The 15,227-nt window shown below is 51.3% G+C and carries 15 protein-coding genes and 2 tRNA genes; 9 read left to right on the top strand and 8 right to left on the bottom strand.

The features are described 5' to 3' along the window. Positions 1–143: 143 nt before the first annotated feature. The 5 genes from KFE80_04480 to KFE80_04500 are packed head-to-tail and all read left to right on the top strand — an operon-like array spanning position 144 to position 4,713. On the top strand, positions 144–1,310 hold the full coding sequence (locus tag KFE80_04480) for a cation:proton antiporter (GenBank protein UTW46159.1): 1,167 nt from the start codon (positions 144–146) through the stop codon (positions 1,308–1,310). Positions 1,311–1,316: 6 nt separating this feature from the next. Further along, positions 1,317–2,429, top strand: coding sequence for an ABC transporter permease (locus tag KFE80_04485; protein ID UTW46160.1), 1,113 nt, complete (start codon positions 1,317–1,319; stop codon positions 2,427–2,429). Then, complete coding sequence (locus tag KFE80_04490; GenBank protein ID UTW46161.1) at positions 2,426–3,187, top strand: ATP-binding cassette domain-containing protein; 762 nt, start codon at positions 2,426–2,428, stop codon at positions 3,185–3,187. Before KFE80_04485 ends, KFE80_04490 begins: the two co-directional genes overlap by 4 nt. Before the next feature lie 6 nt (positions 3,188–3,193). Continuing rightward, positions 3,194–4,150 carry an MCE family protein gene (locus KFE80_04495; protein ID UTW46162.1) on the top strand — a complete coding sequence of 319 codons (957 nt, stop codon included), beginning with the start codon at positions 3,194–3,196 and terminating at the stop codon, positions 4,148–4,150. After that, a complete protein-coding gene (locus KFE80_04500; GenBank protein UTW46163.1) occupies positions 4,147–4,713 on the top strand; it encodes a membrane integrity-associated transporter subunit PqiC in 567 nt (188 codons plus the stop codon). The genes KFE80_04495 and KFE80_04500 overlap by 4 nt, the downstream gene beginning before the upstream one ends. 107 nt (positions 4,714–4,820) lie before the next feature. Here KFE80_04500 and ald read toward each other — a convergent pair whose 3' ends face one another. Further along, complete coding sequence (gene ald / locus KFE80_04505) at positions 4,821–5,939, bottom strand: alanine dehydrogenase (protein ID UTW46164.1); 1,119 nt, start codon at positions 5,937–5,939, stop codon at positions 4,821–4,823. 162 nt (positions 5,940–6,101) lie between these two features. Here ald and KFE80_04510 point away from each other — a divergent pair, with 162 nt between their 5' ends. The 4 genes from KFE80_04510 to KFE80_04525 all read left to right on the top strand — a co-directional run bounded on the left by KFE80_04510 (position 6,102) and on the right by KFE80_04525 (position 8,814). Next, entirely contained in the window at positions 6,102–6,587 is a 486-nt protein-coding gene (locus KFE80_04510) for an Lrp/AsnC ligand binding domain-containing protein (GenBank protein UTW46165.1), read from the top strand. Positions 6,588–6,865: 278 nt separating this feature from the next. Then, the gene (locus tag KFE80_04515; GenBank protein ID UTW46166.1) at positions 6,866–8,284 is read left to right on the top strand and encodes an undecaprenyl-phosphate glucose phosphotransferase; all 1,419 of its coding nucleotides are present in this window, start codon (positions 6,866–6,868) and stop codon (positions 8,282–8,284) included. Positions 8,285–8,430: 146 nt separating this feature from the next. Next, a tRNA-Arg gene (locus KFE80_04520) sits at positions 8,431–8,507 on the top strand. A gap of 217 nt (positions 8,508–8,724) precedes the next feature. Next, positions 8,725–8,814, top strand: a tRNA-Ser gene (locus KFE80_04525). Positions 8,815–8,943: 129 nt separating this feature from the next. Here KFE80_04525 and csrA read toward each other — a convergent pair. The 7 genes from csrA to KFE80_04560 all read right to left on the bottom strand — a co-directional run bounded on the left by csrA (position 8,944) and on the right by KFE80_04560 (position 15,203). After that, entirely contained in the window at positions 8,944–9,129 is a 186-nt protein-coding gene (gene csrA / locus KFE80_04530; GenBank protein ID UTW46167.1) for a carbon storage regulator CsrA, read from the bottom strand. Between the two features lie 167 nt (positions 9,130–9,296). Then, positions 9,297–10,532 (bottom strand): aspartate kinase, encoded by a 1,236-nt coding sequence (locus KFE80_04535; protein UTW46168.1) that lies wholly within the window; start codon positions 10,530–10,532, stop codon positions 9,297–9,299. 107 nt (positions 10,533–10,639) lie between these two features. Further along, a complete protein-coding gene (alaS, locus tag KFE80_04540) occupies positions 10,640–13,237 on the bottom strand; it encodes an alanine--tRNA ligase (protein UTW46169.1) in 2,598 nt (865 codons plus the stop codon). 45 nt (positions 13,238–13,282) lie between these two features. Beyond that, positions 13,283–13,648 (bottom strand): histidine triad nucleotide-binding protein, encoded by a 366-nt coding sequence (locus KFE80_04545; GenBank protein ID UTW46170.1) that lies wholly within the window; start codon positions 13,646–13,648, stop codon positions 13,283–13,285. 7 nt (positions 13,649–13,655) lie between these two features. Then, positions 13,656–13,838 (bottom strand): Trm112 family protein, encoded by a 183-nt coding sequence (locus tag KFE80_04550; GenBank protein ID UTW46171.1) that lies wholly within the window; start codon positions 13,836–13,838, stop codon positions 13,656–13,658. 110 nt (positions 13,839–13,948) lie between these two features. Further along, positions 13,949–14,755, bottom strand: a complete 807-nt coding sequence (locus tag KFE80_04555) for a M23 family metallopeptidase (GenBank protein UTW46172.1) — start codon at positions 14,753–14,755, stop codon at positions 13,949–13,951. Between the two features lie 31 nt (positions 14,756–14,786). Further along, positions 14,787–15,203, bottom strand: coding sequence for a hypothetical protein (locus KFE80_04560; protein UTW46173.1), 417 nt, complete (start codon positions 15,201–15,203; stop codon positions 14,787–14,789). Positions 15,204–15,227 lie beyond the last annotated feature (24 nt).

Genomic DNA, 15,227 nt, shown 5'->3' on the forward strand with positions numbered 1-15,227 from the left:
AGACATGGATACCCTCCTATCGTTGTAATTTGTGGGCCGATTCTAGCCCGGAAAATGACTCAGAGCCACAGGCAATGGGCACTTCTTGCATCCCCCTGGCGAACAAGGGATAGTGGCGGCATAACAAAAATCCCGGACAACCCATGACCGAAACGGTTTTTCAGTCGTTTTTCCTGATTTTTACTGGCGCCGCCGTTATTGCCTCCCTGGCGCTGTACGGCCGGCAGCCGCTGCTGGTGGTTTATATCGTCCTGGGCGCAGTGATCGGCCCTTACGGCATGGGCTGGGTATCTGACATTGAGCTACTGACCGAAATTTCCCATATCGGTATTATCTTCCTGCTGTTTCTGTTGGGCCTGGATATGCAGCCGCAATCCCTGCTCAATGTATTTCGCAAAGCCACCATGATCACCCTGCTCAGCTCCGGGGTATTTGCCATTGTCGGTTATGTCATTGGCTGGGCATTTGGCTTCACCCAAATGGAGAGTGTCATCATCGGTTTGGCGATGATGTTTTCCAGCACCATTATCGGCATCAAACTATTACCCACGACCATTCTTCATCACCGTCATATCGGCGACATGATGGTGGGCATGCTGCTGGTGCAGGATTTTATTGCCATCTTTGTATTACTGGTGCTACTCAGTGGTTCCGGCGGAGCCATCGACCCATTGAAGATTGGCAAAACTCTGTTGGCTTTGCCGGTGTTGGTGGGCATTGCCATTCTTACCGTGCGCTTTGGTTTGGTAAAGCTGTTCGCCCGCTTTGACCGGGTCAGTGAATATGTATTTTTAATGGCTCTGGGCTGGTGCCTGGGCATGGCGGAGCTGGCGGAAGTGGTGGGCCTGTCCCGAGAGATCGGCGCCTTTTTGGCTGGTATCACCATTGCTACCAACCCCATCTCCCAATATATCGCCCTCAGCCTGAAACCGCTTAGGGACTTCTTCCTTATCTTGTTCTTTGTGGCCTTGGGAGCGGGCTTTAACCTGGGATTGTTGGCGGATATACTCGCTCCCGCACTGGTGCTGGGCATTGTGATGCTGGCATTAAAGCCGGCGACCTTCCGCTTTCTGCTGAAATACCAGCACGAAAAGCGGGTACTGGCCTGGGATTTGGGCTTTCGGCTCGGTCAGATCAGTGAATTTTCCCTGCTGATTGCTTACGTAGCCTTTAACGCCTCCTTAATCGGCACGCTGGCGTCTCACGCCATACAGGCGGCAGCCATTTTAACCTTTTTAATTTCCAGCTATATTGTCACCTTTAATTTCCCCAACCCCATTGCGGTCAGTGACCGTCTAAGGCGGGACTAGGCTCTAATGGACGCCCCCAGTTTTCAGATAACACGTGAAGGAAATTCCGCTACGCTGGCATTTAATGGTGCCTGGTTGTTGGAAAACTCATCACCAGCTCCTTTCTCTGACGTTGAGAAAGCGCTTTCAGACAAGCAGCCCCAGCAACTGTCAGTGGCTGTGGCAGACAATTGCCAATGGGATTCGCGGCTGGCTGCTGTATTACTGCGCTGCCACGACTACTGCAGCCAACACAATATCGATTTTGATAGCAGCCAACTCCCTCAGGGAGCACAATCGTTACTGCAACTTGCCACTACCGTTCCAGCCAGAGAGCCCACTACAGAAAAAGCGGCCTTATTCAACCCCTTGCAAGCCATCAAAGGTCTGGTAGGCCCCGTACTCAACTGGCTTGCCTTTTTGGGGGAATGCACCGCAGCCACCGGAAAACTGCTGGTGGGCCAAGCCAATATACGCTTGGCGGATTTCACCCATTTTTTGTACATGGCCGGCCCTAAGGCGTTGGGCATTATTACTTTGCTGAGCGTACTGGTGGGGATGATTCTGGCCTACCTGGGCGCGGTGCAATTGCGACTGCTGGGTGCTGAGGTCTATGTGGCCGATTTGGTGGCCATTGGCATGGTGCGGGAAATGGGCGCGCTGATGACCGCCATTATTATGGCTGGCCGCACTGGTGCCGCTTACGCCGCGCAATTGGGCACCATGCAGGTGAACGACGAGATTGATGCGGTCAAAACCTTGGGCATTTCCCCGGTGGAATTTTTGGTGTTGCCGCGCATGCTAGCGCTGGTGTTGATTATGCCGCTGCTGGTGATTTACGCAAATATCCTCGGCATCATCGGTGGCGCCATTGTCGGCCTGGGTATGGACATCAGCTTCCTCCAGTACGTGGAGCAATCGCGCCAGGCTATGGATATCACCCAGGTCATCACCGGCCTGATCAAAGCCGTGGTGTTTGCGGTGCTGATTGCCATTGCCGGCTGTCGTGCTGGTATGCATTGCGGCCGCAGCTCTGCCGCAGTAGGTAACGCCACCACCCGCGCGGTGGTGACCGCCATTGTCTATCTGGTAGTGAGTGACGCCGCGCTTAACATCCTGTTCAGCGAGCTGGATATATGAACGAAGCGCATATTGAAGTTCGCGACCTGACCATGGCCTATGGCAGCAACGTGATACAACAGGATCTGACCTTTAGCATCAATCGCGGCGACATTTTTATCATTATGGGTGGCAGCGGCTGCGGCAAAAGCACTCTGTTAAAACACCTGATTGGTTTGCTGCAACCGGCATCAGGGAGCATCAGTTTTAACGGCGTCAGCTACTTTGATGCTACTGCTGACGAGCAAAAAGCCATTCGCCACCGCTGGGGCACTACCTTTCAGAGCGGTGGCTTGTTCAGCGCCATGACCCTGGCAGAAAACATCGCCCTGCCACTGCAACAAAGTACCAATCTGGGCAAAAAAGAAATCGCCGATTTGGTGCATTACAAGTTGGCCCTGGTCGGCCTTGCCGGTTTTCAGGATTACTATCCGTCGGAAATCAGCGGCGGCATGCAAAAACGTGCCGGGTTGGCGCGGGCCATTGCCCTGGACCCGGAAGTGCTGTTTTTTGACGAACCCAGCGCCGGGCTCGACCCTTTGAGCAGCAAGCTGCTGGATGAACTGATTGTGCAGATACAAGAAACCACCGGTGCTACCATTGTGGTGGTGACCCACGAGCTGGCGAGTATTTTTGCCATTGGCAGTAACAGCGTGTTTCTGGACCCGGAAACCAAAACCATGCTCGACACTGGCCCACCCAGCCAGCTGCGCAACCACAGCGAACATTCGGTGGTTCGCAACTTTCTCGCTCGCGGGCAAGCGGCTAATAAGGAGTAGCTTTTTATGAGTGCCAACCCCAAATACGTCGCCATTGGTGGCTTTATTGTCGGTGCTGCCATACTGGCGGGCCTGTTGGCGGTGTTTATCAACGATGGTGCGTTTGGCTCTGAACGGCGTCATTTCACCCTGGTGTATGAAAGCTCCGTAGACGGTTTGAGTATCGGCGCTCCCGTGGCCCTCAAAGGCGTCACCATTGGCGAGGTAACAGACATCACCGTCAATATCGAAACTGAGACCTTCAAGGTTCTCAATTTCATCACTGTTGCTATCCGCGAAGATCGAGTGCACCAAGTGGGCACACCGGGGGAAATTCGCGGCCTGGAAAGTTGTGGGCTGGCAGCCCAATTGCGTTTGCAGAGCTTGCTCACCGGGCTGGTATATGTTCAGGTAGATTACTACCCGGATACCCCCCCTCGACTGGTGGATATAGACACTGAGTACCCCCAGTTCCCCACTGTACCCAGTGATCTGGAAGCAATTTCGGAAGACCTGCAACAGATCGACCTCAAGCAAATCAGCTCGCGGTTAACCACCACCCTCAACGGCATCGACAAACTGGTTAACGACCGCAATACCCAGGAATTGACCAAAAACATCAATACCACCCTGGCGGCTTATCACGGTTTGGCGGATTACCTGGAATTTAAAATTGACGAAGTGGCCGGCGATATCAAGCCAACACTACAAACACTGAATACCACACTGGAAGGCATCAACCGAGAACTGCCCACCATGTCATCCTCGCTGCAACAGAGTCTGGATACTTTTGCCACCAGCATGAATAACATTGACCAGGCCTCTGCCAACGCCGCCTATGTACTGTCGGAAGATTCCCCCATGCTGCAGCAAATGACCCGAGCTGCAGCCGAGCTGGAGCGCAGTGCTCGTGCCATGCGTTTGTTGGCTGAGACACTGGAACGAGAACCGGAATCCTTACTGCAAGGGAAAAACCAACAATGAAATACCTGATTCTTTTTTTGGCTGCTCTGACAGCCGCTTGCAGCAATACCCCGCAGAGCAATTATTACCTGTTAAGCAGTAAGGCCAGTAGTGCTGAGCACCCTTGCGATTGCTCCATCGGCATTGGCCCGGTAAACGTAGCGGAATACCTGAACCGCCCACAGATTACCGTCAGTGCACAGCCTGGCCAGCTCAACCTGGAGCAATTTCACCGCTGGGGCGAACCTCTGCAAAACAGCATAGAACGCACCCTGTTGGAAAACCTGGCCACCCTGACCGGCTCCAGCCAATTGGTCGTGCATCCCTGGCAGAAAAGTCAGCAACCCCGTTACCGGGTGGCAATCAATGTACTGACCATGGACAAAGTGTCCGGTAGCGCCACACTCAAAGTGCAATGGAGTCTGCTGGATACAAAGGATAACAACAGCGCAACAAGCACCCAGCTGGATACCTTTACTGCCCCTTTGGCAAACGACGATTACGGCGCTTTGGCGGAGGGCTTTAGTGAGGCGCTGTTGGCGTTCAGCGAGAAAATTGCTGCTGACCTGCAATCCCAAAAGTAGTGCGTAGTAAAAGGCTCTACCCTGAGTTCTGTTGTCTAATTCGGACTGAGCGAAGCCACAAAAAAACCGACGCATTTACGCGTCGGTTTTTTCGTCTTGAAGGTAGACTAGCCATTCAAGGCATCGTGGGCATCCACGAAAGGCATATTGTGGGCTACCCCCACTGCTTCGTAGGTGATTTGCCCTTTGTGAACGTTGAGACCGTTCAGCAAGTGCTGATCTTCAAGCATTGCCGCCTTTGCACCCTTATTCGCTAATTCAAGAGTGTAAGGCAGTGTCACGTTATTCAAAGCCATCGTAGAAGTACGGGCCACACCACCCGGCATATTAGCCACACAGTAGTGCACCACACCATCAACCACGTAGGTGGGCTCCTCGTGAGTTGTCGCCTTGGAGGTTTCAAAACAGCCCCCTTGGTCAATGGCCACATCCACCAATACGGAACCATTTTTCATGCGGCTGATGATATCGCGGGTGAGCAATCGAGGAGCCGCTGCACCAGGAATCAACACAGCACCCACCACCAAGTCTGCGTCCAGTGCATACTCTTCCAAAGCTGCATTGGTGGAATAAACACATTTCACCCGCCCCTCGAACTCTTTATCCAACTCCCGCAAACGAGGCACAGAGCGATCGAGGATAGTGACATCAGCCCCCATACCATCTGCCATGTAAGCGGCATTAGTACCTACTACACCGCCGCCAATAATCAAGACCTTGCCGGGGGCAACACCGGGAACACCACCCAAAAGTACGCCCTGTCCTCCCTGGGCTTTTTCCAAATGGTGGGCACCCGCTTGAATAGACATGCGACCGGCCACTTCAGACATCGGCGCCAGCAGCGGCAAGGTGCCAGCATTATCAGTGACAGTCTCGTAAGCAATACAAGTGGCTCCAGATTTCACCAACAATTCAGTTTGACGCAGATCGGGAGCCAGGTGCAGATAAGTGAACAGCACTTGTCCTTCGCGAAGCATTTCGCATTCATTGGGCTGTGGCTCTTTCACCTTCACAATCATCTCGGCGCGCTGAAAAATCTCTTCAGGACCATTAACGATTTCAGCACCAGCCTGCACATATTGACTATTGTCAAAACCAATCGCAGCACCGCCGTTGTTTTCAACCAACACCTGGTGGCCATTACGCACCAATTCCTTGACCGATGCCGGGGTCAGACCAATACGGTATTCGTGGTTCTTAATTTCTTTGGGTACACCAATCAACATGGAAGGCTCCTAGCTTGTAGCAAATTCACATTAAGACGTATCAGGGACAGCACGTCAGGCGATAAGTTTTAAAAAATTATACGCACTAAACAGAAAAATATTTTATTATTAGCTCACTGAAAACATAAAATTCTTTGTCGAAAAACAAAATTACAGAAAATTATGAAAAAGAGAGCCAAAGAGCTAAGCAAAATTGATCGCAATATCCTCAAACTGCTGCAAAAGGATGGCCGTATCAGTTATACCGAGCTGGCTCGCCATGTAGGGCTATCAGTCACCCCTTGTATCGATCGAGTACGTCGCCTTGAAAAGGAAGGTGTTATCAACGGTTACACCGCCCTGATCAATCCCGAGTTTCTGGATGCAGCACTGGTTATCTTCGTGCAGATTCGCCTCTATCGAACCTCCCAAGAAAAATTTGCCGAGTTCCGCGAAGCCGCAGTAGCGCTCCCCGAAGTGCAGGAGTGCTATCTAGTCACTGGCAACTTCGACTATTTGATCAAGGCTAGAGTCGCTGACATGAGTGCATACCGCATTTTTCTTGGAGAAACTTTGTTAAAATTGCCTGGGGTTCAAGAATCCACCAGCTATGTGGTCATGGAGCAACTAAAGGAGACACTGGAAGTGCCTGTGCACAGCCAAAGGTAGGCCAGCAAACATCACCAACTCACCTGTAAACCTTGGTTTTTTCTACCAAATACGATTCACTCGTCTACCAGTTCGACCGCCTAAGGCTATAAAACCATCAATTTTTGTGATTTCGTTCATAATTTTGATACAACAGCGTTCTCAAAGTGTTAATGGCTAACTCTTAACGATTGGGTGTGATCTTTCTCGAGAGTCTGCGGGCTGCAAATGCCCCATTTACACAACCCTGAAACAAAATAACGCTACCTTTAAGGCCGAATCAGCAAGAACAACAGAAAATGAAGCAAGATTGGATCCGTTTTTACCAAAGTGGCTTTTCGGTGTTTTATCGACTTATCGATAGTGCACTTATCTTTGGTATTTGGTTGATATGCTGCAAAATCTTTATGCAAGAGATCAGCCAGAGCTGCTTTATTGCCGGCTTGCTGGCCACTGGCTTTTTCACCTATATCGCCGAGTCAATGCAGCTGTATCGCTCATGGCGCTCTGGCAGCTTCCGTCAAATGATCACCTTAACGGCCACCAGTTGGATATTAGTGTGTGTTCTGTTGCTGGGTATTGGCTTTGCCATAAAAGTCACCGAGAATTTTTCGCGGCTCGCAGTCGGCTATTGGTTTTCCACCACACTGGTAATACTCTGCACATGGCGCTACGTGCTACGCGTCGTGCTGCGTTACTGCCGAGCACACGACTTTAATACCCGCACAGCCGCGATACTAGGCCTGACTGAATCTGGGCTGAGGCTCGCGGCGGATCAAGCCAAGAACCCTCACTACGGAATTCGTGTTACCGGCTTCTACGATGACCGAATAACCAAACGCGACATCAGCGAAAGCGATTATGTACTAGCCAATGGAGAACTGCCTAGATTTGGCTCGTCAGCTGAGCTAGTAGAAAGAGCGAAGAGAGGTGAAATTGACATTGTGTACATTGCTCTTCCCATGAAAGCACAAGAGCGTATCGCCGGTGTTCTGAAAGCATTATCAGACACAACGGCGACGGTGCATCTGGTTCCAGATTTCTTTGTGTATAACCTGCTGCACTCACGCTGGCACCAAGTAGGTGACACCATGCTGCTCAGCATACACGACACGCCTATCGAAGGTTTTGGTGGGTGGATGAAGCGCATGGAAGACCTGATCATATCCTCTGCCATTTTAATTCTGATCTCTCCATTGCTGGCACTCATTGCAACAGCCATCAAAGTGACGTCTCCAGGCCCAGTGCTATTTAAACAAACTCGCTACGGTCTAGCCGGCGAAGCGATTAATGTCTGGAAGTTTCGCTCAATGAGAGTTCAGGAGAATGGCGACAAAGTCGTTCAGGCAACCCGTCATGACACTCGTATCACCCCACTCGGTCGCCTACTCAGACGTACCTCATTGGATGAACTCCCTCAATTCATCAATGTCCTTCAAGGCCACATGTCGATTGTAGGCCCAAGGCCTCATGCAGTGGCTCATAACGAAGCCTATAGGTCAGTGATTGACGGTTATATGCTGCGCCATAAAGTAAAACCAGGCATTACCGGCTGGGCGCAAATTAACGGCTGGAGGGGCGAAACAGATACCGTTGAAAAAATGGTAAAACGCATAGAATTCGACCTGCAGTACATTCGTAATTGGAGCCTTTGGCTAGACATGAAAATCATCGCTCAGACAGTAGTAAAAGGCTTTGTAGGCAAAAACGCCTACTAACCTTATAACCAGTTAAACAAACCTGATTCACACTAAAATCCGTCTACCACAAGGCCAACATAAAGAGCCATAAATTACTGTTATTTTTTATAATTGAAGGCTTGACGGACAGAACCCAGATCCCTATAGTACGCGACCTCAACCACGCACTCGTAGCTCAGCTGGATAGAGTACTCGGCTACGAACCGAGCGGTCGAAGGTTCGAATCCTTCCGAGTGCGCCATAAAACAAGACCTCAACTCGCAAGAGCTGGGGTCTTTTTTTATAGTAAATACAAGGGAAAATTATTCTACCTGAGACAGCACCCTCTTCCTCATTGCTGCTTCAAGAATTGTTAGAACTACCCCTTTGAATTTCCTTATGTTGTGGTATTATGCCGCCCTCGTTTTGCAAGCATCCGGATGTTGAAATTTAGTGCTCGTAAACGAAATTAACAATAAGGTGAGCTGGCCGAGTGGCTGAAGGCGCACCCCTGCTAAGGGTGTATACGTTGATCCGTATCCAGGGTTCGAATCCCTGGCTCACCGCCATAAATCGAAAAGCCCGAATCTGTTGATTCGGGCTTTTTGTTTTCATAAAGATAGCTCTGAAAAACAACAAAGGCGAGAAATTTCTTCCTCGCCTTTGTTCGACTATCAGCAACAGTCAAAATACCCGATTCAGGACTGCCCCTGCATCATTTTTTCTTGCTGGATACGCTGATAGATCTCTTCCCGGTGTACCGAGACATCTTTGGGGGCATTAACACCCAGGCGAACCTGGTTGCCTTTAACACCCAATACAGTAACGGTGACATCATCACCGATTACCAAGGTTTCACCAACTCGACGAGTGAGAATTAACATGGTTTAGCTCCTATACTGCTTCCTGCGGTGTCCACACCGCATGCGTTTATTGACCGGCTGTTGTATTGTTATATACCGGCCACCCTTCCAGAAAAGGGGCTAATCGCTCCCCATTCCCAAAACTGGATTTCAGTGCCAATATCTAAAAGCACTGCTTGAGTGACGTGCTATGCGGCGTTACTTGGGGTTTCTAGCTCAAAAGCATCGTGTAACGCGCGCACCGCCAACTCCAGGTATTTCTCTTCAACCACTACCGTAATCTTGATTTCAGACGTGGTGATTAGTTGAATATTGATATTGTGATCAGACAAAGCCTTAAACATCGTGGAGGCAACACCGGAGTGGGATTTCATACCCACACCCACCACTGATATCTTAGCGATCTGGTCATCGGTTTCAACAGCCTTGGCTTGCAGCTCTTTAGCCACTCGTTCAGCCACGGCCTTGGCTTTGGGCAATTCGCCGCGACTCACCGTAAAGGTCAAAGAAGCCGGTGCATCATCTTCTGCAACGTTCTGACAGATCACATCAACGTCTACCCCAGCTTCTCCTACAGGGGCCAATACGTTGTAGGCAACACCAGGGTGATCGGGAATACCGCGAACGGTGACTTTGGCTTCTTCACGATTAAAAGCGATGCCGGTGACAACCGGTTTTTCCATCTCTTCTTTCTCCTCAAAGGTAATCAGGGTACCGCCGCCCTCACCAAAACTGGACAGCACGCGCAGTGGCACTTTGTATTTACCGGCAAATTCAACAGAGCGGATTTGCAGTACTTTGGCGCCTTCACTGGCCAATTCCAACATTTCTTCAAAGGTCACCGTTTCCAGGCGACGGGCATTGGGCACCACCCTCGGATCGGTGGTATACACACCGTCCACATCGGTGTAAATCTGACACTCATCGGCCTTGAGGGCAGCGGCCAGTGCAACCGCAGTGGTGTCTGAGCCACCACGCCCAAGGGTGGTGATATTGCCCTCGGCATCGGTACCTTGGAAACCAGCGACCACCACCACTCTGCCGCGGTCGAGATCGTCCTTCATACGATGGACATCAATATCTTCAATTCGTGCCTTGGTATGGGCACCGTCCGTCAAAATACGTACTTGCGAACCGGTATAAGAGCGGGCATCGCAGCCGCGTTTGTGCAGCGCCATAGACAGCAAGGCAATGGTGACCTGCTCGCCGGTGGAAACCAGCACATCCATTTCCCGAGGGGTGGGTTCGTGATGTATTTCCCGTGCCAGGCCGATCAAGCGGTTGGTTTCGCCACTCATGGCAGATAACACCACCACCATACCGTTGCCGCGACGATGAAAATCCGCCACTTTATCGGCCACCGCTTCAATGCGCTCTACTGAGCCAACCGATGTACCACCGTACTTTTGAACAATTAAACTCATTCTCTAAATAAAACCCTGTGGCTTTATGAACAATAGTTTACAAAAAGGAGCCGATTAAACAGCAAATTGATGCAAAAGTTAATATTCAAATACAAATTGACCAACATTTACTGCAATTTGTCAGTTACCCAGCTCAATACGCTGTCAATAGCCACCGGCAGTGCAGATACATCCGTACCACCACCCTGAGCCATATCCGGCCTACCACCGCCTTTGCCGCCGACCTGGCCGGCAACGAATTTCATCAGGTCACCGGCTTTCACTTGGTCAGTTACCGGCTTGGTCACACCAGCCACCAAGGTGATTTTTTCACCATCTACGGCGGCCAACAGGATGACGCCTTTTTCTAACTTGGATTTGACTTGGTCCATCAGGTCTCGTAATGCTTTGCCATCAACGCCTTCAACAACCGCAGCCAAAACTTTTACCCCAGCCACGTCTTTAGCCTGACCGACAAGGTCACCACCCGCTGAGCTGGCCAACTTGGCTTTGGCAGTATCCAACTCTTTGCTCAATTCACGGTTTTTTTCCACCAGCTGGGAAACCTTATCTTCTACCGTGGCTACTGAACTTTTAACGGTAGTTGCTACTGAATGCAGACGCTCTTCCAATTGATCAAACAAAGCCATGGCACCGGCACCGGTAACGGCCTCGATACGGCGTACACCGGCAGCAATACCGGACTCTGCGGTAATGCGCATCAAACCAATATCGCCAGTGCGATTTACGTGAGTACCACCACACAGCTCCACAGAAAAGCCGCCACCCATGGTCAGTACGCGGACCTCTTCCCCGTACTTTTCACCAAACAGCATCATGGCGCCACTTTCCTTGGCGGCATCCATGGTCATCAGTTCGGCAGTCACCGGGCTATTTTGACGTATTTGCTGGTTAACCAACTGCTCAACCGTTTTGACCTGCTCGGCGGTCATCGCTTCAAAGTGGGAAAAGTCAAAACGCAGGCGTTCCGCATTTACCAAAGAGCCTTGTTGGGTAACGTGATCGCCCAGCACTTGGCGCAACGCGGCATGCAACAAGTGCGTTGCCGAGTGATTCAAGGTAGTGGCATTGCGCACCGCGGCACTTACCGAGCTGGTCGCTGTGTCGCCGACTTGCGCAGAACCCTGCAATAAAACGCCCACGTGCAAATGGTTGCTGCCCTGTTTGATGCAGTCACGCACTTCAAAGCGGCCATTGGCCAGCTCCAGGTAGCCACTGTCACCCACCTGACCACCACCTTCTGCATAAAATGCCGTGCGATCGAGAACAACGATAGCGTCCTGATCGACATCCAGCTGCTGTACCGGGTTTCCATCTACCAACAGGGCGGTAACAGTGCCCTGCTGCTGCAGTTCTTGATAACCGGCAAATTCGGTAATCCCCTCAAGATTCAGTGATGCACTGTAATCCACAGAGAAGTTACTGGCCGCGCGGGCGCGGGCTTTTTGCGCTTCCATCTCCCGCTGGTAACCGTCCAGGTCGATACCCAAACCGCGTTCGCGGCAAATATCGTTGGTCAGGTCGGTGGGGAAGCCATAAGTGTCGTATAACTGAAACACCACACCGCCTGGCAGCTCATCTTCCGCAAGGCCTTTAAGCGCTTGCTCGAGTACAGCCATACCTTTATCCAGAGTCTTGGCAAATTGCTCCTCTTCGGCCTTGAGCACTTTTTCCACCTGCCCCTGCTTGCTCGCCAGCTCCGGGTAAGCCGCCCCCATCTCAGCCACCAACGAACTGACCAACCGGTAGAAAAACGGCTCGTTAACACCCAATTTATGGCCCTGGCGCAATGCACGGCGAATAATGCGGCGCAGCACATAACCACGGCCTTCGTTAGAGGGCAGTACGCCGTCCACAATCAGAAACGCCGACGAGCGAATGTGATCGGCGATAACTCGCAGCGCTTTGTTCTCCAGATTTTTTTCGCCAGTGGCTTCTGAGGCGGCAGCAATCAAATTGCGGAACAGGTCGATATCGTAGTTGTTGTGCTGCCCTTGCATCACTGCCGCGATACGCTCCAAGCCCATACCGGTATCGATAGAGGGCTTGGGCAGTGGGGTCATGGTGCCATCGGCAGAACGCTGATACTGCATAAACACCAAATTCCAGATCTCAATGTAGCGGTCTAAGTCGTCGTTTTCACTGCCAGGAGGCCCACCGGGCACATCTGCGCCGTGGTCATAAAAAATTTCCGAACTGGGTCCACAAGGGCCAGTGTCACCCATCTGCCAGAAGTTATCCTCATCCAACCGGGAAAACCGCTCTGGACTGACACCCATCTCATTCAACCAAATATCCGCCGCTTCATCGTCGGATACATGCACCGTGACCCACAACCGTTCTGGCGGCAAGCCCAGCACCTTGGTCAAAAACTCCCAAGCGTATTCAATGGCATCGCGTTTAAAATAATCACCAAAGCTGAAGTTACCCAACATCTCAAAAAAGGTGTGGTGGCGAGCCGTGTAGCCAACGTTTTCCAAGTCATTGTGCTTGCCGCCTGCGCGCACGCAACGCTGAGAGCTGGTGGCGCGAGTGTAGTTGCGCTTTTCATCGCCGAGGAAAACATCCTTGAACGGCACCATGCCGGCGTTGGTAAACAACAATGTGGGGTCGTTGCCCGGTACAAGGGAGCTGCTGTCTACAACCTGATGGCCCTTGTCACGGAAAAAATTCAGGAAGGCATCGCGTATTTCTGCGCTCTTCATCAGTGGTCGATCCTTAAAATCAGGGGATGGCCTATGGCCAAAAATTCAAAAGCCCAACTGGTCTTCGGAAAACGCGCTGTTGCCCGCTTCCTTGTTTGCCAGTATGTGCAAGTGCAAGTGAAAAACGGTTTGGCCTGCACCTTCGCCATTATTCACTATCAATCGAAACGCATCACCAACGCCCGCCTGTCTGGCCACCTCTCCTGCCGCTAGCATCAAGTGGCCCAGCAATGCCTTGTCGTGACTGTTGGCATCCACCAGTCGCGGAATGGGCTTTTTGGGAATTAATAGCAGGTGCGTCGGTGCCTGCGGCGCAATATCGTTGATAACGATACAGTGTTCATCTTCGTAAAGAATATCAGCGGGAATATCGCGGTTGATAATCTTGGTAAACAGGGTTTCCTCAGCCATGGCTCACCTACGACAGTTTTTCATCGGTGGAGAGTGGGCGCGCTTCCGACTCCAGCATCACCGGAATACCATCTCTTATGGGGTAAGCAAGGCCACTGGCTTTGCACACCAGCTCTTGTTTTTCACGATCGTATTCCAAAGGTGCTTTGCTGACCGGACACACCAAAATACTCAGTAGTTTTTTGTCCATAGAATGACCTACCATCCCTAGCTTCACGTAGTAGGAAGCAGGGAAATATTAGCTACCAGAAAGAAGATGCGGATTTTACGGGAAAGCGGGCAGTAACACCACGACTGCCACTACTTCGGCAGCGCCTTTAATACCAATTGGGGATCGATACGAACATCAAACCAATTCATACGCCAGTCCAAATGAGGTCCTGTGGAACGGCCAGTAGAGCCAACCCGGGCGATGGCATCACCAGCAGCGACAACATCACCCACCGACACCAACGACTCACTCAGGTGAATAAATGTTGATGAAAGGCCATGACCATGATCGACGATAAGGGTGCCACCTGAAAAGTACATATCCGGGTGCACCAAGTTCACCACACCAGGAGCTGGCGCATAAACCAGCTCACCGCTGGGTGCAGCAATATCAATGCCGTAGTGAGGATTTTTAGGGACACCGTTGTAGATCCGCTGACTGCCATACACACCGGTGATGGTACCCTTCAAGGGCCAGCTAAAACCCGCCAGAAAATCTTCCTGTTCACTTTGGCTACGGCGAGCTTTACGGACTTGGGCGGATTCTTCACGAATACGTTCCAGTACCTCGGGAGGCGGGTTGACTGTGCGTGATGGGACACCATCGACTCGCTGTACCTTGTATTCTCGCTGGGCAACGGGGAACGCTTTTGAAACCACTTTGCCCGAGGGTGAAACGGAACTCAGTGTCACCTGAGGTTCAGCATCGCGACCAAGGCCGACGATGAATTGGCCAGCTGAGCCAAGCAATAGTTCACGAGATTCCAGGCGTACCCGATATCCTGTTTCAACCTGGCCAACCAAAAGGCCACCCTGCCGTAGCTGCCCTTGAACAACAACGCCGGGGAGAACCTGTGTCTGTGCCTCCGCTAAAACAGGGCTCGCCACAACGAGCATTGCCAAGCAACACCATAAATAACCAAGGCTTTTATTCATCATCTACAACTTCAGGCTCATCGGGCAACAGGTAGGGGTCAAAACTCTTGATCTGGCAGCTAATACCTGTTTCCAAAGATACGATGCGGTCGAAACGGGCACACAAGCGGCCTGTACGCGACTCATAGGAAACACCCCGCCGTTGAACACCACGGCAAGGGCGTGATAGCGTCATCAATATGTATTTTTTACCGGAGACTTTGAGTACCGCACTCTGATCACTGACAAAATTCATACTGCGAATACGGTTGGTGCGAATACAGCCACTGTTGATACCCCATTTTTTAGGGTCAAGGTCGTAATCACTGGGCAACTCGTCCACTTCCGAAGCCATCACTGTGTTTAACAGTCCAATGGCAAGTGCAGCAACAAAAAGAGTCAAGCGATAGCTCTTGTAGAGCAAAGACACGTCCGATCTCCAAATGGGTTATTC

It is taken from the genome of bacterium SCSIO 12696 (assembly GCA_024397955.1).
In the GTDB taxonomy this organism is placed as follows: domain Bacteria; phylum Pseudomonadota; class Gammaproteobacteria; order Pseudomonadales; family Porticoccaceae; genus SCSIO-12696.

Coding starts and splice junctions, on each gene's coding strand:
- KFE80_04480 (UTW46159.1), top strand. CDS start 144: ATGACCGAAACGGTTTTTCAGTCGTTTTTCCTGATTTTTACTGGCGCC.
- KFE80_04485 (UTW46160.1), top strand. CDS start 1,317: ATGGACGCCCCCAGTTTTCAGATAACACGTGAAGGAAATTCCGCTACG.
- KFE80_04490 (UTW46161.1), top strand. CDS start 2,426: ATGAACGAAGCGCATATTGAAGTTCGCGACCTGACCATGGCCTATGGC.
- KFE80_04495 (UTW46162.1), top strand. CDS start 3,194: ATGAGTGCCAACCCCAAATACGTCGCCATTGGTGGCTTTATTGTCGGT.
- KFE80_04500 (UTW46163.1), top strand. CDS start 4,147: ATGAAATACCTGATTCTTTTTTTGGCTGCTCTGACAGCCGCTTGCAGC.
- ald (UTW46164.1), bottom strand. CDS start 5,939: ATGTTGATTGGTGTACCCAAAGAAATTAAGAACCACGAATACCGTATT.
- KFE80_04510 (UTW46165.1), top strand. CDS start 6,102: ATGAAAAAGAGAGCCAAAGAGCTAAGCAAAATTGATCGCAATATCCTC.
- KFE80_04515 (UTW46166.1), top strand. CDS start 6,866: ATGAAGCAAGATTGGATCCGTTTTTACCAAAGTGGCTTTTCGGTGTTT.
- csrA (UTW46167.1), bottom strand. CDS start 9,129: ATGTTAATTCTCACTCGTCGAGTTGGTGAAACCTTGGTAATCGGTGAT.
- KFE80_04535 (UTW46168.1), bottom strand. CDS start 10,532: ATGAGTTTAATTGTTCAAAAGTACGGTGGTACATCGGTTGGCTCAGTA.
- alaS (UTW46169.1), bottom strand. CDS start 13,237: ATGAAGAGCGCAGAAATACGCGATGCCTTCCTGAATTTTTTCCGTGAC.
- KFE80_04545 (UTW46170.1), bottom strand. CDS start 13,648: ATGGCTGAGGAAACCCTGTTTACCAAGATTATCAACCGCGATATTCCC.
- KFE80_04550 (UTW46171.1), bottom strand. CDS start 13,838: ATGGACAAAAAACTACTGAGTATTTTGGTGTGTCCGGTCAGCAAAGCA.
- KFE80_04555 (UTW46172.1), bottom strand. CDS start 14,755: ATGCTCGTTGTGGCGAGCCCTGTTTTAGCGGAGGCACAGACACAGGTT.